General features: G+C 49.1%; 19 protein-coding genes. 15 read left to right on the top strand and 4 right to left on the bottom strand.

Going from position 1 to position 21,205, the window contains the following annotated elements:
- Positions 1–122: 122 nt before the first annotated feature.
- Both AB4Z29_RS08645 and AB4Z29_RS08640 read right to left on the bottom strand, forming a co-directional pair.
- Positions 123–404, bottom strand: a complete 282-nt coding sequence (locus AB4Z29_RS08645; protein WP_183560950.1) for a YxcD family protein — start codon at positions 402–404, stop codon at positions 123–125.
- A gap of 2 nt (positions 405–406) precedes the next feature.
- A complete protein-coding gene (locus AB4Z29_RS08640) occupies positions 407–826 on the bottom strand; it encodes a hypothetical protein (protein WP_441942654.1) in 420 nt (139 codons plus the stop codon).
- Positions 827–1,018: 192 nt separating this feature from the next.
- Between AB4Z29_RS08640 and AB4Z29_RS08635 the strand changes: the two genes are divergently transcribed.
- A complete protein-coding gene (locus AB4Z29_RS08635; RefSeq protein ID WP_441942653.1) occupies positions 1,019–1,555 on the top strand; it encodes a DUF309 domain-containing protein in 537 nt (178 codons plus the stop codon).
- Positions 1,556–1,586: 31 nt separating this feature from the next.
- Here the strand turns inward: AB4Z29_RS08635 and AB4Z29_RS08630 are convergent, their stop codons facing one another.
- Together AB4Z29_RS08630 and AB4Z29_RS08625 are read right to left on the bottom strand one after the other, a co-directional pair.
- Positions 1,587–2,153 (bottom strand): beta-class carbonic anhydrase, encoded by a 567-nt coding sequence (locus tag AB4Z29_RS08630; RefSeq protein WP_441942652.1) that lies wholly within the window; start codon positions 2,151–2,153, stop codon positions 1,587–1,589.
- Complete coding sequence (locus tag AB4Z29_RS08625; RefSeq protein WP_441942651.1) at positions 2,150–2,482, bottom strand: iron-sulfur cluster biosynthesis family protein; 333 nt, start codon at positions 2,480–2,482, stop codon at positions 2,150–2,152. Before AB4Z29_RS08625 ends, AB4Z29_RS08630 begins: the two co-directional genes overlap by 4 nt.
- Positions 2,483–2,632: 150 nt before the next feature.
- Here AB4Z29_RS08625 and AB4Z29_RS08620 point away from each other — a divergent pair, with 150 nt between their 5' ends.
- The 14 genes from AB4Z29_RS08620 to AB4Z29_RS08555 all read left to right on the top strand — a co-directional run bounded on the left by AB4Z29_RS08620 (position 2,633) and on the right by AB4Z29_RS08555 (position 21,170).
- Positions 2,633–4,147: a carboxypeptidase M32 gene (locus tag AB4Z29_RS08620; protein ID WP_441942650.1), complete on the top strand. Its 1,515-nt coding sequence runs from the start codon at positions 2,633–2,635 to the stop codon at positions 4,145–4,147.
- Between the two features lie 146 nt (positions 4,148–4,293).
- Positions 4,294–5,304: an ABC transporter substrate-binding protein gene (locus AB4Z29_RS08615; RefSeq protein WP_441942649.1), complete on the top strand. Its 1,011-nt coding sequence runs from the start codon at positions 4,294–4,296 to the stop codon at positions 5,302–5,304.
- A 29-nt stretch (positions 5,305–5,333) separates the two neighbouring features.
- The gene (locus AB4Z29_RS08610; protein ID WP_441942648.1) at positions 5,334–6,140 is read left to right on the top strand and encodes an ABC transporter ATP-binding protein; all 807 of its coding nucleotides are present in this window, start codon (positions 5,334–5,336) and stop codon (positions 6,138–6,140) included.
- A 31-nt stretch (positions 6,141–6,171) separates the two neighbouring features.
- Positions 6,172–7,011: an ABC transporter permease gene (locus tag AB4Z29_RS08605; RefSeq protein WP_441942818.1), complete on the top strand. Its 840-nt coding sequence runs from the start codon at positions 6,172–6,174 to the stop codon at positions 7,009–7,011.
- Between the two features lie 39 nt (positions 7,012–7,050).
- Positions 7,051–8,019: an aromatic acid exporter family protein gene (locus tag AB4Z29_RS08600; RefSeq protein WP_441942647.1), complete on the top strand. Its 969-nt coding sequence runs from the start codon at positions 7,051–7,053 to the stop codon at positions 8,017–8,019.
- A 601-nt stretch (positions 8,020–8,620) separates the two neighbouring features.
- Complete coding sequence (locus tag AB4Z29_RS08595; protein WP_183560885.1) at positions 8,621–9,184, top strand: outer spore coat protein CotE; 564 nt, start codon at positions 8,621–8,623, stop codon at positions 9,182–9,184.
- A 137-nt stretch (positions 9,185–9,321) separates the two neighbouring features.
- A complete protein-coding gene (locus AB4Z29_RS08590; RefSeq protein WP_441942646.1) occupies positions 9,322–10,737 on the top strand; it encodes a putative amidoligase domain-containing protein in 1,416 nt (471 codons plus the stop codon).
- 320 nt (positions 10,738–11,057) lie between these two features.
- Positions 11,058–13,721, top strand: coding sequence for a DNA mismatch repair protein MutS (gene mutS, locus AB4Z29_RS08585; protein WP_441942645.1), 2,664 nt, complete (start codon positions 11,058–11,060; stop codon positions 13,719–13,721).
- 26 nt (positions 13,722–13,747) lie between these two features.
- On the top strand, positions 13,748–15,823 hold the full coding sequence (gene mutL / locus AB4Z29_RS08580; protein WP_441942644.1) for a DNA mismatch repair endonuclease MutL: 2,076 nt from the start codon (positions 13,748–13,750) through the stop codon (positions 15,821–15,823).
- Entirely contained in the window at positions 15,820–16,596 is a 777-nt protein-coding gene (locus AB4Z29_RS08575; RefSeq protein ID WP_441942643.1) for a class I SAM-dependent methyltransferase, read from the top strand. The genes mutL and AB4Z29_RS08575 overlap by 4 nt, the downstream gene beginning before the upstream one ends.
- Positions 16,596–17,606, top strand: coding sequence for a tRNA (adenosine(37)-N6)-dimethylallyltransferase MiaA (miaA, locus tag AB4Z29_RS08570; RefSeq protein ID WP_441942817.1), 1,011 nt, complete (start codon positions 16,596–16,598; stop codon positions 17,604–17,606). The genes AB4Z29_RS08575 and miaA overlap by 1 nt, the downstream gene beginning before the upstream one ends.
- A gap of 17 nt (positions 17,607–17,623) precedes the next feature.
- Positions 17,624–17,869 carry an RNA chaperone Hfq gene (gene hfq / locus AB4Z29_RS08565; RefSeq protein ID WP_441942642.1) on the top strand — a complete coding sequence of 82 codons (246 nt, stop codon included), beginning with the start codon at positions 17,624–17,626 and terminating at the stop codon, positions 17,867–17,869.
- A 149-nt stretch (positions 17,870–18,018) separates the two neighbouring features.
- On the top strand, positions 18,019–20,520 hold the full coding sequence (locus AB4Z29_RS08560) for a PBP1A family penicillin-binding protein (protein WP_441942641.1): 2,502 nt from the start codon (positions 18,019–18,021) through the stop codon (positions 20,518–20,520).
- Between the two features lie 2 nt (positions 20,521–20,522).
- A complete protein-coding gene (locus AB4Z29_RS08555) occupies positions 20,523–21,170 on the top strand; it encodes a peptidylprolyl isomerase (protein WP_441942640.1) in 648 nt (215 codons plus the stop codon).
- Positions 21,171–21,205: the final 35 nt, after the last annotated feature.

Here is a 21,205-nt window from a genome sequence, read left to right as displayed (position 1 = left end):
TCTCAAATTTAGTGATTATTTCTCTAGTAATGATTAGGAGACTTGATCATGGGGGGAAGAACACAAAAAAACATCCAGCAGCTGTTTATCTTTCGATAATACGAGCTTCTGGATGCTTGAATCTACTCGACTGCGATATCAGCCCAAAACTCCTCGTCTGCATCCAATGTGATGCCGGAGCGGAATACGCGTATCTGATATTGCTTGTAAATATATTGTTCAATTGCCTCGAGAATATTTGCTTCAATAATATATTGGCTGCGTCCATTTACCCAAACCTCAGCCGTGAAACCATATTCTTCTTCCCAAGATAGCTGTACCTCTACGTCTGTGGGGTTAACGCCTCTGCGATCAGCCATGTTTAAGCAGATGGCGTTTATAATTTCATCCGTATAAATGCGCACCGTTAGTAAGGTCTCCGACGATCTGGCGGGGTGCGTTTGCTTTTCAAGTATACAAATGCTACGCGAATGAGCAAGATGACCGCGAATATCGCAAGCAAATTAATCATTAGACCAAGTATATTACCGAAAGCGCCCATTCCGGCAAACAAGCTTCCGAACATCAAGCCTGCCAAACCACCGATCATTAAGCCTTTCATTAAACTGCCTCCGCCAAAAAATCCTGGCTTTGTCGTACCGGCTGTTGTGCCTGCTTTGGTACCGGGATTCGTCTGGTTGACATTTTCCGATTTTTTCGGGTTTTGCGTAACGCTTTGTTTCGGTGATTTAATGCCCCCGCCCCGTGGTTTTGCATCAGCGTGCTGTCCGAAGCCTAGTGTCAAGAATAGCGCGAACGCCAGCATGACCATAAATCCTTTTTTCATCTGTCTGTTCTCCTCCTGATTTCTTGGATATATCGATTGATATAGAAATAGAATACGGCTAAAATAGACGAAGGTTTCATTTCTCCACTTAGGATTGGTTTAAATGTATGAAAGTATAAGCGACATATGCTAATATTTTTAAAAAGATCGTCATCGACATAAAGACTTCGCAAGTTGGTAGAGGAGGCAGCTATGCATACATTTCCTAAATCGTATATTGATTATCTCGTGGAGTTCCATGGATCAAGGGATTACTTTGAATGTCATGAGCTGCTTGAAGAATATTGGAAAGAACATCCGGAAGACCCGCTTGAGCAGACATGGGTCGGACTGATTCAGTTAGCAGTAGGGCAATATCATGAACGAAGAGGAAATTTGCGAGGCGCGGAGAAAATGCTTCAGCAAGCCGAAAAGAAGCTATCCAATGCTCCATTAGACAACCTCGGAATTGAATGGGTAAGCTTGCAGCGGCAATTAAGTACGAAGTTGGCTCAATTGACGCAGAAATCCGTTCAACCGTATATAGACATTGATTTTCATTTAACCAACGAAGAGTTGAAAACAGCATGTGCAGCAGCTTGCGCGAAGCGCGGGTTTATATGGGGAACGCCGAGCCCGATGCAGGACGAGTCCATTATTCATCGGCATACAAAGCGGGACAGGTCAGATGTGATTGCTGCTAGGCAACATGCCTTACTAGCAAAAAAAAGAGAGCGTAATGGCATGTAATTCGTTGCCTTTATGCTCTCTTTCAATAAGATTAGGCTTGCTGATAAGCACCATCCACTAATTCGAGCTCGCCCGTTTCAGAATCGATGATCAGTCCGTGCACGAGAATATTAGCAGGAAGGAGAGGGTGATTGCGAATAATGCTGACGCTGTTAATGACACTGTCGCGTACATTATCGAATCCGGTTAGCCATCGCATTAGATTAAGGCCGGAATGCTTTAACGTCGTGATCGTTTCGGTTGAAACGCCGCGCTCTTCCATATGCTGAATAATTAGCTCGGGATTGAGTCCAGTCATCCCGCAATTATTGTGTCCGATTACGAATACCTCGTCAGCCTGCAGCTCATATAATGCGACTAAAATACTGCGCATGATATTTCCGAAGGGCTGTGTTACGATTGCGCCTGCGTTTTTAATGATTTTGGCGTCGCCGTTTTTGAGATTCATCGCTTTCGGCAGCATTTCAGTAAGCCTGGTATCCATGCAGGTTACAATAACCATCCGTTTGTTCGGATATTTGCTGGTTGAATATTTCTCATATTCGCGGCTTTCAACGAATAGCTTGTTATCGGATAGAATATCGTCGAGTTTGCTCACGCTGCACTTCCTTTTGTTAGAAAACGAAGATTGGTTGTATAAATTTGGCTGTCGCTTTTGAGGGAGAAGCTGTCTCGTGCCTCATCATAATCAACGCGCATTTGGGACTCATAATAAACTTCATGCCGTGGCTCATAATAAAAGGTGAACGGTTCTCCTTGAGCACGTTTGTCATCAACGGAGGGTTCTGAAATCAGTTGAAGAGCAGGCACACCGCTTACGACGCAGCCGCACCCTTCTGTATCATGAAGAAGCTTAAGCTCAGTTGTTCCATCTGTTAAATAGGGAGATAACCGATCTACTGCTGCTTTCGAGAAAATAATATGCATAATGGTTTCCTCTCTTTCTCTCTATTGCACTGTATGACGAGCGGGTTTAAGATGATTATAAGGATTGCAATACGTAAGATCAAGTGAAGTTCCAATGAAGAACAGGCAATGACAAACCGCAATTTCAGAAATCGGAAAGGTGGAATTAAGATGACAAATCAATCAAACATGGCCTTGCAAAGCTTCAAGGAAACGATCCGAAAAATAAAAAGCTATGAAGAAGCACTTGGAGTTCTATATTGGGATTTGCGGACAGGCGCTCCTCGCAAGGGCATGGATAATCGATCAGAAGTGATCGGGGCATTATCCGCGGACCAATTCAAGCTGTCAACGTCACCAGAGCTTGGAGACTGGATATCTACACTTGAGGAAACGTCGGTATACGCTGGATTAACGGAAAGGGAGCAGCGTTTGGTATCCGAGACTCGCAAAGAATACGACCGCAGTGTCAAAATACCGCCAAAGCTTTATCAGGAGTATGTGGTGCTAGCTTCACAGTCCGAGTCCAAGTGGGAGGAAGCGAAAGAAAACAACGATTATGCGGGCTTCCAGCCATATTTGGAGAAAGTGATCAGCTATACCAATCAGTTCATTGATCTATGGGGGCCGAAAACGACTCGTTATGATACGCTGCTCGATCAATATGAGCCAGGCATGACCGTTGCGGAACTTGACCATGTTTTTGGCGGGTTGCGTTCGCAGCTGGTACCTTTAGCGGCTGCCATCGCTCATTCACCGCACCAGCCGGATACAGCATTTTTAAAACAAAATTACGATAAAGAAGCGCAAAAAGCGTTCAGCTTATACATATTGGAGCAAATGGGCTATAACTTCGAAGCGGGACGCCTGGATGAAAGCACCCATCCATTTGCTACCGGACTTAGTCCCGGCGATGTACGGATTACAACGCGATATCTCGAAAATGACGTAACAAGTGCCTTGTTTGGCACGATTCATGAAGGCGGTCACGCTTTATATGAACAGAATATTATGGAAGAGCTCATTGGTACAACGCTATGTACGGGAACTTCCATGGGGATACATGAGTCGCAGTCGCGTTTCTGGGAAAACGTGATCGGACGCAGCAGACCATTCTGGGATCGCTATTTCGGCGAGTTGCAAAAAAGGTTCCCCGGTCAGCTCGATGTGAGCGTGGATCAGTTCTACAGAGGGAACAACGTCGTTCAGCCTTCTTTGATACGCATCGAAGCGGATGAGCTTACTTACAACCTGCATATCATTATCCGGTACGAGATGGAGAAGCTCATTTTTAACGGTGGAGCCAAAGCCGCAGATCTTCCAGCCATATGGAATGATAAATATAAAGAGTACTTAGGCATAACACCGCCAAACGATGCGGAAGGCGTGCTTCAGGATGTTCATTGGTCTGGCGGAGCATTCGGATACTTCCCATCGTACTCGCTTGGAAATATGTATGCGGCACAAATCGCTGATACGATGGAGCGCGAGCTGGATGGCTTCTGGTCAAACGTCGGAAACGGCAACCTGCTGCCAATCAAAGAATGGCTGACCGAGCGCATTTATAAATACGGGAAACTAAGAACGCCTTCTGAGCTTATCCAGAGCGTGACAGGCAAGCCGCTGGATCCTCAGCATTTGGTGACCTATTTGACACGGAAGTATACGGATATTTACAAGTTATAGTACTTAACATTGCGAAGAGGAAGGCTGTCCCATCGTTACGACGATGCCGGACAGCCTTCTTTTTGTGTGCCTATTCACCGTCGCCCTCTTTGTCGCATAGGCTGGAGTACATTTATTAAACGCGATTGCGCAGGAGGGACTCACGGATGAACAGACGTATGGTCATGTCGCTGCTGCTAGCAGCAGCACTTGTAATGACAGCTGTATTGGCAGGCTGTGGCAATAAGGATTCCGACAAGGTGAAGGTGAGAATTGGAGAAGTCACACGCTCTTTGTTCTATGCGCCGCAATATGTGGCGATAGAGAAGGGTTATTTTGAAGAAGAAGGGCTTGACGTTGAGCTGACGACGACGCCTGGAGGCGATAAAACGATGACCGCGCTGCTGTCAAATGCCATTGATGTTGCGCTAGTGGGCTCAGAAACGTCTATTTATGTGTATCAACAAGGGACGGACGATCCCATTATCAACTTCGCACAGCTGACACAGACCGATGGAACTTTTCTGGTTGCAAGAGAAGCAGCAGAAAACTTTGATTGGAACGCGTTGAAAGGTTCTGTGTTTTTGGGACAAAGAAAGGGAGGCATGCCCCAGATGGCTGGTGAATTCGCACTTAAGAAACTGGGCATCGACCCCCAAGCTGATTTGGAGCTTATTCAAAACGTAGACTTCGCGAATATACCGGCTGCTTTCGCTTCTGGCACGGGCGACTTTGTTCAACTGTTCGAGCCGACAGCTTCGATATTTGAAAAAGAAGGCAAAGGACATGTCGTAGCATCATTTGGCGCTGAAAGCGGACATCTTCCTTATACCGTATTTATGGCTAAACAAAGCTATATCAACAAAAACGATAAAACGGTGCAAGCATTTACGAATGCCATCCATAAAGCGCAGCTCTGGGTACAGAGCAGCACCGCCGAAGCGATTACGGACGTCGTATTGCCTTATTTCGAAAATGTGGACCGCGATATTCTCATCAGCTCGATCGATCGCTATCAAAAGCAAGGCTCTTTCGCTGTTGATCCTGTGATTGATGAAGCAGAGTGGAACAACTTGCTTGATGTGATTACGTCCGCGGGCGAACTGGAAAAACGTACCGAGCACAGTGAGCTAGTGAATACGACCTTCGCTGAGAAGTCGATAGAAGCAGTCAAATAAATGATTCCGCAGGAATGGGAGGCTTGAGCATGAAACAAGAAACGGTGCTTGAGCTGCAGCAGCTGACCCATGTATACGTGAATGATAAGGGAGCCTCGCTGGCCATTGAGCATATTAATCTCAAGGTAGAGCGCGGTGAGTTCGTGAGCTTAGTCGGACCGAGCGGGTGTGGCAAGACAACCGTGCTAAGCTTGCTTGCGGGCTTGTTTCCCCCTACCAAAGGGCAAGTATTGTTAAATGGAGATCAGGTTTCAGGACCTTCCTCTAAGGTAGGCTACATGCTGCAGCAGGATTATTTGTTTCCATGGCGTTCAATAAAAGAAAATGCGGCAATCGGCCTGGAGATAAACGATCGGAAAACAGAGAAGGGCTTGCAATATGTGGATGAATTGCTTGAAGAGCTCGGCTTGCCGGATTCTGGCCGCAAATATCCACAGGAGCTGTCCGGAGGGATGCGGCAGCGAGTTGCATTGGCTAGGACGCTTGCTACGGAGCCCGAGGTATTGCTGTTGGATGAACCGTTCTCAGCGCTTGATCTGCACATCAAGCTCCAGCTTGAGGATCTCGTCCACCAGACGCTCAAGCGACTAGGCAAAACAGCGGTGCTCGTCACTCACGATCTGGCTGAAGCAGTCGCGATGAGCGACCGTGTTATCGTGCTTGGCCGCAATCCAGGCTATATTCGCAGCGAGCTTGCGATACCGGATGACATTCGTCTTGCCTCACCGATGGCTGCACGCAAGCATCCAGGCTTTCAGGGGCTTTTCGAGCGACTCTGGACAGAGCTGGATCGGGATGAGAATGAAGGGGGTTCGCCAGGTGGACGATCGCAATAAATCGGGCAAGCACGAGAACGCATCGCCTGTCATTCCGGGCAGCTCCAAAGTGGAAGATGGCAGACGCTTCTGGCTGAGCGAGCTTCATAATCGGTTTAAGCAGCAGAAGCGCAAGGTTACCGCTGCAGTCATTTCGACACAAGCCGTGCTGCTGTTGATCTTTGTCGGTTTGTGGGAAGCGGCAGGGCGCAATGATTGGATAGATCCGTTACTATTTAGTTATCCTTCCAAAATGTTCATGCAGCTATGGAAGACGATGTCTGACGGTTCGATTTGGCCGCATGTCGGAATGACCGTAACCGAGACGATTGTGGGCTTTGTTCTTGGAACCTTGCTAGGTACGGCATTAGCTGCGACCCTATGGTGGTTCCCGTTTCTGTCACGCGTATTCGATCCTTATTTAGTCGTGCTGAACAGCATGCCCAAGGTTGCACTCGGACCGATCTTTATCGTAGGACTTGGCCCTGGTTTTATGTCGATCGTTGCGATTACCTTGTCGGTGACAGTCATCATTACGACATTGAATATTTACAATCGGTTTCGAGAAATCGACACGGGGTACATTAAAGTCGTCAGGCTTTTCGGGGCATCGCGTTTTCAATTATTCAAGCTGGTCATCTTGCCTGCTTCCTTCCCTGTTATCATCTCCACGTTGAAGGTGAATGTAGGGTTAGCTTGGATTGGCGTCATCGTTGGGGAGTTTCTCGTTGCAAAGCTTGGACTAGGTTACTTGATCATATACGGATTTCAAGTGTTTAACTTCACGCTTGTGTTATCCAGCTTGATTGTAATTGCCGTTGTTGCGACCATTATGTACCAACTCGTCGCGGCACTTGAAAGAAAGTTGACGGCAGGCTGGCGTGAACGGTAGGATGTAGACATAAATCCTACTGTATTCGAGGTAATTTTCATGGGCATTCGTATCATTAAAACGGCATTAGCCGCCATCGCAGCTATTTACACCGCTGTATATTTAGGGCTGGAGCCGCCGCTCGGCGCCGGGATTCTTGCCATACTCGGCGTCGAAGTGACGCGGATGAAAGGGCTGAAAAGCGCCTTTGTTCGGTTCGTAGCCTCTGTGCTTGGACTTTTTTTCGCATCGCTCGTCTTTTCCTTGCTCGGCTTTCATATCTGGGCAGTGGCCATCTTTATTCTCATCACGTTTCCGGTGCTGTCGCGATTCCAGCTTAAAGATGGCATCGTGACAAGCTCGGTTATCGTTTTCCATTTGTTTAATCATGGAGAAGTGACGACGGATATAATCGGCAATGAAATTTTGCTATTGTTCGCGGGCTTAGGCTGGGCGACGGTTGTGAACATCATTTATATGCCGAAGGATGAGCATCGGCTTAGTTATTATCGAGCTTCTATCGAGCAGTGTTTGGGAGTCATGTTTCAAGAGATGGCGATCACGCTCCGCAATCCAACGCATGTGTGGAATGGCGGCGAGATTCTGGAAGCATTCACCGCGATTGAGGAAGGTGCGCTGCGTTCAGTACGCAATCGGGAGAACAGACTTTGGGGGCAAGAGCATTACTGGTCCAGCTATTTCGAGATGAGACGGCAGCAGCTGGAGTCGGTGCAGCAGATGCTGGTAGAGCTGGCATTTGTATATCAGAAATTCCCGCAGGCAGTCATGATCGCGGATTTGCTCGACCAGCTTTCAAGCGACGTGAAGTCGGATGTGTACCAAGGTACCGTCGAGGAGCGTCTAAGCGAGCTGTCCCAGCTATTCCGTGCGATGGAGCTTCCGAAAACGCGTGAGGAGTTCGAGATAAGGGCATCGCTGCTTATGCTGCTGCGAGAGCTGGAGCGGTATTTGGGGATTGCGAAGCGGCTTAAAAAAAGAAAAGTCATGTTGTCCGAACTTCAGCCATAGAATGTAAAGGGAAAAATTCGTTGCGATGCAAGCGTAAACGGCTGTGACGACATTTGGTGGCATAGCTTTCGTTTCGCGAAAAAATACAAGGCAAGTTATAGGGCAAAACCTATAAGCTCTTGCATTTCAAGCGTAAACGGCTGTGACGACAAATGGAGGTACAGCTTTCGTTTCGCGTAGAAATACAAGGCAAGTTATAGGACAAAACCTATACGCTCTTGCATTTTAAGCGTAAACGGCTGTGACGACAAATGGAGGCATAGCTTTCGTTTCGCGAAGAAATACAAGCGAAGCTATAGGAAGATTCCTATAAGCCTTGCATTTCAAGCGTAAACGGCTGTGCTTTCATTTCGGTGCAGGCAGCGTTTTGCTGAGAAATATAAGCATCATTATAAGTAGGAGACTTATTTATCCTTATATTTCACTGCGTATCGGCTATTTCCGACCTCGGGCGGCCTAGCAAACGTTTCGCTGCGAACGATATGGATGCCAATAAGTATAAAACTTATATAATCTTATATTTCGAGAAAATAAACAGTCACCCTAGACGAATGTCCTGCATACACTTTAAATGAATGATTGTATGGAGGAGGTTAAATCAATGACTATTGCAGATAAGCAGCTCCAGTACAGAGAAATAATTACGAAGGCTGTCTGCGGCAAAGGTCGTAAGTTTTCCACTGTAACCCATACCGTAACGCCGCCTCATAATCCGACGAGTATTCTCGGAGCATGGATAATCAACCATCAATATGAAGCGGTTCGTTCGGGCGACGGCATTGAGGTAATTGGTACTTACGATATCAACATTTGGTATTCGTACAGCAAAAACTCGCAAACAGACGTAGCTAAGGAATCCGTGCATTACGTTGAGCATGTCAATCTATCCTATGTAGATCCTAAGCACCGTCCATCTACTGTGGAAGTGTCTGCCGACGTCATCCAGGAGCCGAACTGTATCGAAGCGAATATTTCTTCGAACGGCTCGAGCGTCGTGATTCGTGTAGAGCGTGAGTTTTCGGTGGAGTTAGTCGCCGAGACTAAAGTTTGTGTAGCGGTTCTTCCAGGCGGTTGCGGCGACCTGGACGGCAAGGATTTGGAATTCAGCCTCGGCGATAATGATTATGAGGATTTGGATCCGGATTTGCTGGACGACGAGCTGTAAGCAAGCCGGGAAGCTTTGCTGTCAGGGTATCATATGCTGCGGGAGCAGCAAATTCGAGGGCGAAAGCCCTCTTTTTTTTGGAAATATTTAAAGCTCCAAAAAAGCCCAATAAATGATCGTTAAAGGCGGGAAGAGGAATGGCTTCGACATGGGTATGGCGAGGCAGCTACGACCGACTTGAAAAAGTAGAAGTGAACCGTGAAAAAAAACACCTATCAGGCGAGCGCAACGGACAGCCGCTTCATGCCGGGTCATGGTCGGAGGTAAAGCCCGGCGACGCCGTAGTTGCATGGTCGGAAAGACGTTCGATTGATGCGAACAGATTCAAAGGTGCGTGGGTACTAAACCTAAAAGGATATCATGCGTCATCTCTTCCATACGCTGAAAAGGAGAGGATCTGGCGACGTGCAGGATTGTCTGGAGGATCGCCCTTAGAGAGCGAGCGTTTATTCCGTGTATGCATCTTGCATCTTGAGCCTGTGGAATTGCAGCGAATCGATGCGTCAGGGAGAGCGATGCAAGGTAAGCCGCTGCTCCAAGGTAACGCAGGAGCCTGGCCGGATGATCCGGCGCTGCGGAGAGTGGTGCGGACCGCGGTGGCAGCGCTGTATGCGCTCGGACTCGATATCGGTGAGGCCGAGATAGGTCTAGGCGGGGACGGGCGTACTGCCGTCCGCGATGTTTGGCCGATGCTGAGGGATACGAGGCAGGAGGCTGCGGTGCTGCGACGATTCGCCGCATGGCATGCAGCGGCGGGAGCGGGGGCTGCGGATCGGCAGCTGCTTATTGGCGCCGATCCGGAGTTTGTGCTGGTGACGCCGGAAGGGAAGATCGCTTCGGCGTCACGGTTTTTTGGAGCTGGCGTCGGCGGGGCAGCCGGGGCCGACGCTTTGCTCGTAGGGCGACGGCTGCTTTATCCCGTCGCCGAGCTGCGGCCCGAGCCGGCCGAAGACCCGGCCGCGCTAGCCGCCAACGTGCGGCGCCTGCTGCTTCGCGCCGCAGAGCGCATCAGCGACCCTGCCTTGCGCTGGGCCGCCGGAGCAATGCCCGTGCCGGGGCTAGCGCTCGGCGGGCACATACACCTCAGCGGAGCGCCGCTGACAAGCCGCTTGCTCCGCCTGCTCGACAGCTACGCGGCGTTCCCGCTTGCGCTGGTTGAGGACCCCGCCGGGCGGGCCCGCCGTCCCCGCTATGGCATGCTCGGGGATTTTCGCCTTCAGCCGCATGGCGGGTTCGAATACCGGACGCTGCCGAGCTGGCTCGTATCGCCGGCAGCTGCCAAAGCTGCTTTCGCGCTTGTGCTCCTTTGCGCGCGAGAAGCGCATAATCTCTCGTACATTCCTGCTCTTGACGAGCGGTATGTGGAAGCCTATTATAGCGGTGACCGCACGGAGCTGGCCAGTTGCTTGGACCAAGCAGCAGGCCAGCTTGGGGCAACTGCATGCTATGCTGCATATGCTTCGTACATTGAGCCGCTGCTCGACGCAGCTAGGCGCGGAATGACATGGGACGAGAGCGCAGACCTGCGCGTCAAATGGCGAATGCCGCATTGAGGCCCCGTTGGCTGATACTCAAGTACCTCTACATCACAATCTCAATAATTCTAATCCTTATCCTTATCTGTTGCAGCATCCTTGCAATCACGTTCCATTAACAAAAAAGATTATCCCTGCAAACGCTCACCACAGCGCGCACGCATGGATAATTTTTTTTTTGTTAGTCATTGGGTTTCATTCCTTATTTGCTTCGCTTATGGCGCACATCTGTTCCGCTTGTTATAATAGATATCTGATGTTTTCTGGTTAGCCAGCAATGTTTCATTCGCTTTACTTCTGTTTTTATAGATTTGTTGACGTTTTTGAGGGGGATCGGAATGGCTGGATATACGCCGATGATTTTACAATACTTAGCAATAAAAGAAGAAGCGAAGGATGCTTTTTTGTTTTTTCGCTTAGGTGATTTTTATGAGATGTTTTTTGATGACGCAATCGCCGCGTCACGCGAGCTGGAAATTACACTGACAGGCCGCGAGGGCGGTGGCGAGCAAAAAATACCGATGTGCGGTGTGCCGTACCATTCCGCTGAAAACTATATTAGCCGTCTCGTCGATAAGGGCTACAAAGTTGCAATCTGCGAGCAGGTCGAGGATCCTGCGGCAGCCAAAGGCGTCGTACGCCGTGAAATCGTTCGGATCATTACGCCGGGTACAGTCATGGAAACGAAAGCGCTGGATGGCACTTCCAACAATTTTATCGCTGCAATCGTACGTGTTGGCGGCATATTGGGTTTATCTGCCTGTGATTTGTCAACTGGAGAATTTTATGTGACATCGTTCCCGGAAAACCTGGAGGCGCTAATCGATGAGATAAACGTGTATCAGCCATCCGAGCTGGTTGGCGACGAGGAGCTGCTCGTCCGTATTCAAGCAGCGGCGGTATGGAATAGGCAGCTTTTGCTTACGGCGCGCGAACCGATGGCAGCAGATAAGCTTCTGGAGCAATTCGGCGAAGCTGAAATTGCCAAAGTGAAAGGTGCGCGGCTGCAGGCGGTAAGTGTTCTGACAGGTTATTTGGAGGAAACCCAAAAACGTTCACTCGGACATGTGCGCACCATATCGAGCTACGAACCAAACCAGTTTATGATTTTGGATCACTATACAAGAAGAAACCTGGAGCTGACCGAGACGGTGCGGGACCGCAGCAAAAAAGGCTCGCTACTCTGGCTGCTGGATCGTACGCAAACCTCGATGGGCGCAAGGCTGCTGCGCCGCTGGATCGATAAGCCGCTGCTAAGCAGCATTGCGGTGGAGGCGCGCCTGGATGCGGTAGAAACCTTGTATCTCAACCTGATTCTAAGAGACGACATCCGTTCGGAGCTGCAGCCGATTTATGATTTGGAGAGATTGGTCGGCAGAGTGGCGTTCGGCAGCGCGAACGGCCGGGATTTGAACGCACTTCGCAGCTCCCTGCGCCGCATTCCCCAGCTCACAGAGCTTTGCGAGCATTCGGGCTCTGACGTCCTGAAGGCACTTGTTGATGGTACTGACAATTGCTCTGATCTTGCGGATCTCATTGAAACGGTGCTCGTTGACGAGCCTCCTGTGACGATTAAAGAAGGCGGATTAATCCGCGCAGGGTACGATGCCTATTTGGACCAACTGCGCGAAGCAAGCACCAATGGGAAGAAATGGCTGGCTGAGCTTGAACGCCAAGAGCGAGAAGCTACTGGAATCAAAAATTTGAAAATCGGTTATAACCGCATTTTTGGTTATTATTTAGAAGTTTCCAAAGGCAATTTGTCTTCACTTCCAGAAGGAAGATATGAACGCAAGCAAACACTCGCGAATGCGGAACGGTTCGTGACGCCAGAGCTCAAGGAAAAGGAAAAGCTGATTCTGGAAGCTGAAGACAAAATGGTTGATTTGGAATACGAGCGTTTCATCGAGCTGCGCGACCATCTGTCTCTTCATTTACACCGGCTTCAAAAAGCAGCTGCGATTATTGCCGAGCTTGATGTTTATCAGTCGCTTGCAACGGTCAGCGCTGAACGCCGCTTCTCCCGTCCCAAAGTGACCGAAGGCTATAATCTTCATATCGAGGACGGCAAGCATCCAGTCGTGGAAGCGATGATGGATGGCATTCCATTCATATCGAACGGAACGGCGCTTCATAAGGACGAGCAGTGGATGCTCCTTATTACCGGTCCGAACATGGCCGGCAAAAGCACTTATATGCGCCAAGTCGCTCTTATTTGCATCATGGCTCAGATTGGCTGCTTCGTCCCGGCTAAATCTGCGGAGATCCCTCTGATTGACCGTATTTTCACGCGTATCGGTGCAGCCGACGATCTGATCGGCGGGCAAAGCACCTTTATGGTTGAAATGAAAGATATACAAATCATGACCGACAAAGCGACTGCTAACAGTCTCGTCATTATCGATGAGCTTGGCCGCGGTACTTCTACAGGTGAAGGAATGGCAATCGCTCAAGCTGTTATTGAATATGTGCACCATCATATCGGTTGCAAGGCGCTTGTTTCTACTCATTTCCATGAGCTTGCGCATCTTGAGGAATCCTTGCCATCTCTTGCCAACGGGCGTATGGCCGTCGAGGAAAGCGGCGATAATGTAACCTTCTTAAGAAAATTGATTGCCGGAGCCGCGAGCACCAGCTATGGTATTTATTGCGCTCAGCTCGCTGGCTTGCCTGAATCCATTATAGGCAGGGCGTATGAGCTGCTGGATGAAACGCTGGACGGAGATTCAACAAAGCCTGCTCCAACTATGAATACCTTGGCTTATACACAGTCCGCTCCCGCGGCAGAAGTAGTTAAGGAGGCTGTACAGCCGAAGGGAATCGTACAGCTTTCGATTTTTGATGAGCCAGCAGCAGCAAACGAGGCTGAGCCGGCTCGGAAGAAAGCGAGTCCGAAAGCCGAGCAGCTCGCCGAGCAGCTGCGTAAGCTGGATCTGTTTAATCTCACGCCGATGCAAGCCATGCAATGGCTGAATGATATGAAGAGCAAACTGAACCATTAACAAGCGGAAGGAGGTTTGTGATCGCTATGGGAAAAATCAAAGTGCTGGACGAGCAGCTTGCCAACCAAATCGCAGCAGGCGAGGTTGTCGAACGACCTGCTTCGGTCGTGAAGGAGCTCATTGAGAATGCGGTCGATGCAGGCAGCACGACTATCGATATCTCGATTGAAGAAGGCGGCTTGACGCTTATTAAGGTCATTGACAACGGTTATGGTATCGAGGCTTCCGATATTGTGACTGCGTTTCAACGGCATGCGACAAGCAAAATCTCCACGAGCAGCGACCTCTTTCGAATTGCAAGTCTGGGATTCCGCGGCGAGGCGCTTCCAAGTATCGCTGCGGTCTCGCGGTTGCAATGCACGTCTTCCGACACCGCTACGGGTCTGGCCCGCCGCATCGTGATTGAAGGTGGCAAGGTTACGATTGATGAACCGGCCAACGCCCCGCAAGGAACAGAAATGACGGTTCGCGATTTATTTTACAATACGCCAGCGCGACTCAAATATATGAAGGCCATCCAGACAGAGCTTGGTCATATTTCTGATTATGTGAACCGGATTGCGCTCGCACACCCTGGAATTGCGATTACGTTCAAGCATAATGGCAATGTCCTGCTTCGAACGTTGGGTTCGGGTGATAGGCTGCAAGTGATTGCAGCTGTTTATGGCTCTAATACGGCAAAAGTAATGCTGCCCGTCGAAGCGGAAACTTCCGATTACGAGCTTCGTGGTTTTATCTCCAAGCCTGAGCTTACGAGAGCTAATCGCAACGGTATTACCGCGATTGTCAATGGCCGATACATACGCAGCCATACGATAAATCAAGCGCTACTGCAGGCGTACCACACGCTTTTGCCGATTAATCGTTATCCGCTTGTCATTCTTGAGCTGGGCATGCATCCGAGCCTGCTGGACGTCAACGTTCATCCTTCCAAAATGGAGGTTCGTTTCAGCAAGGAGCCTGAGCTCCGTATGATGATTGAGGATGCGATTAAAGCCGTCCTGCGCGGGCAACGGCATATTCCAGGACCGGAATCCTTGACCAAAACGGAGCGCTCCAAGCCGCTATTCGTGCAGGATGCCATATCCTTTCACCGGCCAGAGCCTGCTTCGGATGCCTTCAAGCCTTTTCAGCCTAACCAATCTAACCTGTCCAATCCGATAAGCCAGTCCAATAAAGGCTCTGGATTATCCTATAAGCCGCAGAATATGGAAAGGGAATACGTACCGCGGAATGCCGCCGAGAAACTCTACGCGCCGCCAAGCACAGCTGATTTGGATCAAATGGCTGTTCGTGAAGCGAGCGGGGCTTGGGAGCAATCAGCGGTTGCCTCATCGGATGTAAGACTTTCGAACGAGGGAAATTCGTTGGAACCACTCCCTTTGGCATTTCCTTTGGATACGGCTGCAGTTGATCGTTCCGAAGTCTCACTACCGACCGATGCTGTCCCATACACGGATGCACCGGTCGCGAAGCTTCCATCGGATGAAGATGCGCCGAACGAATCCGAGCCTGCGTTTCCCGAGCTCTATTGGATCGGTCAGCATCATGGCACCTATATTGTGGCACAGTCTGAAGAAGGTCTGTATTTGATCGACCAGCATGCTGCCCATGAGCGAATTAATTATGAGTATTATTACCAAAAATTTGGAAATCCAGAGGCTGCGAGCCAGCAGTTGCTCGTACCTCTCACCTTGGAATTCACCGCGGGCGAAGCTTCTCAGCTAAGGGATCTTATTCCTTTATTCGCACAAGCCGGAGTGGAGCTGGAGCCATTCGGCTTGCAGACCTTTCTTGTGCGCTCTTATCCGGAATGGATGCCGCAAGGCGAGGAGCAATCACTGCTGGAGGAGATGGCGGAGCTTCTTATTGCGGAGCGGAAATCAATTGACATTGCGAAGCTCCGTGAAAAGGCGGCTATCATGTGCTCCTGCAAAGCATCTATTAAAGCAAATGACCGGATGAACCGTGAGGAAGGCGAGACGCTGCTAGCGCGTCTTTCCAATTGCAAACAGCCCTACACTTGTCCGCACGGTCGTCCCATTATCGTTCATTTATCAACCTATCAATTGGAAAAAATGTTCAAGCGGGTGATGTCGTGATTGTCACCACGACGGCTAAGCCATCCCAGCGTGCGCTTGAGCAAGCGGGCAGGCTCTCCATTGAACTAGCTTCCCCGCTCAAGGCGCGCGGCAATTTAACCGTTGCCAAGCTGCTGTCTTTGACTGGGGATAAAAAGCTGCTTGTTGTAACGGAAGAAGAAGTACGATACTACGAAGGTCAATCGGACACCCCTCTTTATTTCCATCCCAGCATGGCGTTTGTGCGTGTGAAGCGGATGCGCAGGGGAGAAACAGATCCGCTCATTATATTATCAGGCTGTGAATCCGGTGACCAGATTATAGACTGCACAGCGGGACTTGCTTCGGATTCGCTCGTATTTTCATATGCCTCGGGACCTAGTGGGAAGGTAACCGCAATCGAGAGCGAGCCTGTCCTATGCGCGCTTGTCAGAGAAGGCTTAGCTAGTTATGAGACTAGTCTGCCTGATGTGGATGCTGCCATGAGACGCATTGCAATGACCTGTATGAACCATCTGGAATACTTGAAGGGAATGGCCGATAATAGCGTGGATATCGTCTATTTCGACCCGATGTTCCGCAAACCGATCAATGAGTCCAGCTCAATGGAGCCTCTTCGTTCCATCGCCAATATGAACGCATTGTCAATCGAAGCCATCGAACAGGCCATGCGGGTAGCTCGGAAAACGGTAGTTCTTAAGGAGCATCAAGCCAGCGAGGAATTTGCAAGATTAGGCTTTAAGCGAAAACATGTGAATACATCGAAAATTGCGTATGGAGTGATAAAGCTTTGATCATAGATCCTAACAATGTGCCGCAATCACAGGAACAAAATCCGAATCGCAAGCAGCCGTTATTAGTGCTTATTGGGCCTACGGCTGTAGGCAAGACGCGAATGAGCCTCGATATCGCCAAGACATGGGAGGCAGAGATCATTTCCGGTGATTCCATGCAGGTATATCGGGGTATGGATATCGGTACGGCCAAAATACCTATAGACGAGCGGGAAGGCATTCCGCACCATCTCATTGATATTATGGAGCCAGACGTTCCATATTCGGCAGCTGATTTTCAGGCAGGCGCAACGGCTGCGATTGACCAAATCGCAGCGCGTGGCCATTTGCCTTTTATCGTAGGAGGAACGGGGCTTTACGTGGAGTCCGTCTGTTATCAATTCCAGTTCGCCGACATCGGATCTGATGAAGCCTTCAGGCAAGAGCAAGAGCGCTACGCTGCCGAGAAGGGTGTGGAGATGCTGCATGCCCGCCTCGCTGCCATCGATCCGCCTGCGGCAGAACGTTTGCACCCCAATGACCTTAGGCGTGTTATACGCGCCTTGGAGGTTTTTCATATGACGGGACAAACGTTTTCCGAGCAGCAAGCAGGCCAATCGAAGGTTTCTCCATATGAACTTTGTATCATCGGTTTGACTATGGACCGTGCGGAGTTGTATCGTAGAATAGAGCAACGGGTAGATTTGATGATGGAACAAGGGTTAGTAGAAGAGGTGAGGCTGCTACTGGATAGAGATATGCCGCCTGCTGCTGTTGCGATGCAGGGATTGGGCTACAAGGAAATCGCGGAATATTTGCACGGGAATTGCACGTTGGAAGCAGCGGTAGAACGACTTAAGAGGGATACGCGAAGGTTTGCCAAGCGTCAGCTCTCCTGGTTTCGACACATGAATGACATTCATTGGATCGACATGGGGGAAAATTTTCACAACAATTTGCAAACCGTTCATGCTATAATAGCAGGAAAGTTTCAAGTTAATCTTGAATATACTTCTAATCAATCTTTTTAAGACGGGGGTAACGTCCAATGAACAAATCGATCAATATTCAAGATACGTTCCTAAATCAGCTTCGCAAAGACAACATACCGGTTACGGTTTTTTTAATGAATGGCTTTCAAATTCGGGGCGTTATTAAAGCGTTCGATAATTTTACGATTATCATTGACAGCGAAGGTCGTCAACAAATGGTATATAAACACGCTATTTCGACGTTTACCCCGCAACGAAATGTTTCATTGATGCAGCAGGATCACAGCTCGTCCGAATCATAAGCTTTAAACGGATATGAAACTTTCTAATAACGAGTATCGTTTAACTAGATAGCGGCATGCAAGAGCAACCCGCTCCAAGCTGGGTTGCTCTTTTCGTTTCGTGGAAATGCTAGATAGAAGATCTTGGAACAACAGGAGGGGAGTCAGCAATGGCTGAACGACCGAACAGAAAGACCGTACCGAAGCAAAAGAAGAAAAAAAGGATTTCGGGACGCAAATGGTTTTATGGTTTGTTTTTTACGGCGGTAATTGCAATTGTGTGCGGAATAATCGGCTATCTGCTTATTATTCTCAATGGTGAACGATTGCTTACGGAGAATGCCAACAAGCTCGTTTTCGGCGAATCATCCATCATTTACGATTCGAACAACATTGAAATCGCAAGATTGTCTGATCCGAACGAGAACCGTGAAATCGCGGATTTCTCTGAAATTCCGAAACAAATGTTTGATGCCATAATCGCAACGGAGGATCAGCGCTTCAGGGAGCATTCGGGAATTGATTTCTTTGCTATCGGAAGAGCTGTCGTGAAGGACGTAATCGCCCGAAGTGCCGTTGAGGGAGGAAGCACCATCACCCAGCAGCTTGCCAAGAACGTATTTTTGACTGCGGATAAAACGTTTTTCCGCAAAGCGACGGAAGCCTCGATTGCTGTCGCACTCGAACAGCAGTATACGAAAGACGAAATTCTTACGATGTATTTGAACCGAATATTTTTTGGCAAGAGGGTTCACGGCATCAAGGAAGCGGCTAAATTTTATTTCGACACAGACGTAGATAAGCTGGAGCTTTGGCAGGTCGCAACGATTGCTGCGATGCCTAAAGCACCAAACCGTTACAACCCGATTGCCCATCCTGAGGATTCCATGAGCCGGAGAGCGGTGGTGCTAAAGCTAATGTTTGATCAGGGCTACATCACAGCTGCCGAGATGGAGCAGGCAAAAGCGGTCGTGTACGAAATTCCCGAAAACCACATCGAACGAACAACGGACAAATATCCGGCATTCGTTGATTACGTTGTGGAAGAAGCAACCGTAGCCATGAATCTTTCAGAGGAAGAGCTCCGAATCGGCGGCTTCAAAATTTATACTACGCTTAACGTCGAGGCTCAGAATGCAATGGATACGCAGTTCAACGACGATGATAATTTTGAGAAAAGCGTGGATGAACGTCAGGTTGAAGGTGCGATGGTCATCATTAATCATCGGACCGGTGAGATCCAGGCGCTTACAGGAGGCCGCGACTATGTGAAGAAAGGTTTGAATCGCGTAGATGTGAAGCGGCAGCCCGGCTCTGCTTTCAAGCCGATAATCGCCTTTGGCCCTGCGCTTGAATCGGGTAAATATTACCCGTGGACAGTGCTTGCCAACGATAAGAAATGTTATGGTAACTATTGCCCAACGGACAGATGGGGTGCCACTCCGGTTTCCATGACGCAAGCGATCAAGGATTCTCGAAATTTGGCAGCGGTTTGGATGTTGAATCAAGTTGGTCTAAAGAGTGGTTTCGCATTCTCCAGCAAGCTAGGCATAGAGCTCGATGCGGAAAACGATCGGAACCTTTCAGCGGCGCTTGGCGGATTAACCACAGGTGCAACGCCAATGCAGATGGCGACAGCGTACAGCGTGTTCGCGAACGAGGGGAAATCGGTTGATACGCATTCGATTCGTAAGATTGAAGGCAAGACAAATACGGTATACAGCTATAAAGCTCCTGCTGCGAAGCAGCTAATATCTGCTGAAACAGCTTACTACCTGACTGAAATGATGCAGACTGTCGTTGAAAAGGGCGGTACGGGAGTGAAAGCAGCGATTGGTCGTTCGCTTGCAGGTAAAACAGGCACGACACAGCACGGAATCAAAGGTTTTAGAGGTGACGGCGTGAAGGATGCCTGGTTCGTGGGTTATACGCCGGAGTGGACAGCATCCGTATGGATGGGATACGATAAAGTTGATATCGATCATTATTTGCATACAGGCAGCAGCCAGGCAGCAACCATGTTCTCCAAGGTCATGAAGCCATCAATGAAAAACATTGCCAAATCCAGCTTCAAAAAGCCTCAGGGAATTAAAGAAGACAAGCCGCCGGCAGCTATTACAAATTTCAATGCGGTATTTATACCGGAAGAAATGCGCGTTCAGCTATCTTGGGATCCTTACCAAGACGGTAAAGTCACCTATCAGGTATACCGCAAGGAAGCGTCGGAGAGCGAGTTCATTCGCTTCGTAGACTCTCTTACATCTACAGGAGTAGATGATATGAGCGCCTTCCCGGGCATGACATACGAATATTATGTGGTTGCGTACGATGCGGAGAATGATTTGGAAAGTGCTCCATCATCCAAAATAAAAGTAGCAATTCCGGAAACGGAAATGATACCAGAAATACCTATGGAGCCAGACCCCGTCGATCCTGACGGTGGTGAAATAACGCTGCCGCCCGATGGCGAGGAAGAATTACCTACTCCTACGCCAACAGACGGCAGCTTGCCTGAAGAAACAGTGGACCCTGGTGAAGGCGGCGAAACCGTTGAGCCTACGCTGGCACCGACGCCTACGCCGACGACTGATCAGAGCGCAGGTACAGATAATTCAACAAACGCATTTGGTAACTCTGAAACTGGCGGCAATACGCAAGGAACGGGTGGTTAGCAATGACGGATAATAGAGTGTCGCGTTTCCTAGCTCTAATCGCACTGATTGCCGTAGTCGTGATGACTGTTGGCTGCGGGAAGAGCGGAAACGGAGCAAGCGGTCGGAACAGCGCAGAGGCTTCCGCCAAGACGATGAGCTGGGATAAAATGCCCGACATGCAGATTGTTCTAGACAAAACGTACGTGGCGAAGTTCACAACAACAAAGGGAGAATTCTCGGTGAAGCTATTCGCCGATGAAGCGCCAGTTACGGTTAACAACTTCGTATTTCTAGCTCGTGAGGGTTTCTATGAGGGGCTTGCTTTTCATCGCATTATTAAAGACTTCATGATCCAAACAGGCGATCCCAAAGGAAACGGTACGGGAACACCTGGTTATGCTATCCCGGATGAGCTAGGTACAGAAATGAAATATGAGGAAGGCACGGTCGCTATGGCGAATGCAAGCAAGCCTAACTCAGGCGGCAGTCAATTTTTCATTTGTACGGGAGCAGAAGCAGCCAACTTGAACCGCGAACCGAATTATTCTATTTTTGGCAAGGTAGTGAGCGGTATGGAAGTTGTAAAGGCTATCGCGGAAACACCGCTGAAGAATAACCTTCCAACGGAGAATATCATAGTCGAATCCATTGAAATTGTTGAGCAATAGTGAAGAATACCGCCTATTTAGGCGGTATTCTTTTT

The sequence above is a fragment of the Paenibacillus sp. 2TAB23 genome (genome assembly GCF_052115165.1).
In the GTDB taxonomy this organism is placed as follows: Bacteria; Bacillota; Bacilli; order Paenibacillales; family Paenibacillaceae; genus Pristimantibacillus.
Note: the sequence above shows the minus strand (reverse complement) of the source record. Positions and strands in the feature narration are given on the sequence as shown.

Coding starts and splice junctions, on each gene's coding strand:
- mutS (WP_441942645.1), top strand. CDS start 11,058: ATGGCTGGATATACGCCGATGATTTTACAATACTTAGCAATAAAAGAA.
- AB4Z29_RS08555 (WP_441942640.1), top strand. CDS start 20,523: ATGACGGATAATAGAGTGTCGCGTTTCCTAGCTCTAATCGCACTGATT.
- AB4Z29_RS08640 (WP_441942654.1), bottom strand. CDS start 826: ATGAAAAAAGGATTTATGGTCATGCTGGCGTTCGCGCTATTCTTGACA.
- AB4Z29_RS08635 (WP_441942653.1), top strand. CDS start 1,019: ATGCATACATTTCCTAAATCGTATATTGATTATCTCGTGGAGTTCCAT.
- AB4Z29_RS08625 (WP_441942651.1), bottom strand. CDS start 2,482: ATGCATATTATTTTCTCGAAAGCAGCAGTAGATCGGTTATCTCCCTAT.
- AB4Z29_RS08620 (WP_441942650.1), top strand. CDS start 2,633: ATGACAAATCAATCAAACATGGCCTTGCAAAGCTTCAAGGAAACGATC.
- AB4Z29_RS08610 (WP_441942648.1), top strand. CDS start 5,334: ATGAAACAAGAAACGGTGCTTGAGCTGCAGCAGCTGACCCATGTATAC.
- mutL (WP_441942644.1), top strand. CDS start 13,748: ATGGGAAAAATCAAAGTGCTGGACGAGCAGCTTGCCAACCAAATCGCA.
- AB4Z29_RS08560 (WP_441942641.1), top strand. CDS start 18,019: ATGGCTGAACGACCGAACAGAAAGACCGTACCGAAGCAAAAGAAGAAA.
- hfq (WP_441942642.1), top strand. CDS start 17,624: ATGAACAAATCGATCAATATTCAAGATACGTTCCTAAATCAGCTTCGC.
- AB4Z29_RS08615 (WP_441942649.1), top strand. CDS start 4,294: ATGAACAGACGTATGGTCATGTCGCTGCTGCTAGCAGCAGCACTTGTA.
- AB4Z29_RS08590 (WP_441942646.1), top strand. CDS start 9,322: ATGGCTTCGACATGGGTATGGCGAGGCAGCTACGACCGACTTGAAAAA.
- AB4Z29_RS08595 (WP_183560885.1), top strand. CDS start 8,621: ATGACTATTGCAGATAAGCAGCTCCAGTACAGAGAAATAATTACGAAG.
- AB4Z29_RS08600 (WP_441942647.1), top strand. CDS start 7,051: ATGGGCATTCGTATCATTAAAACGGCATTAGCCGCCATCGCAGCTATT.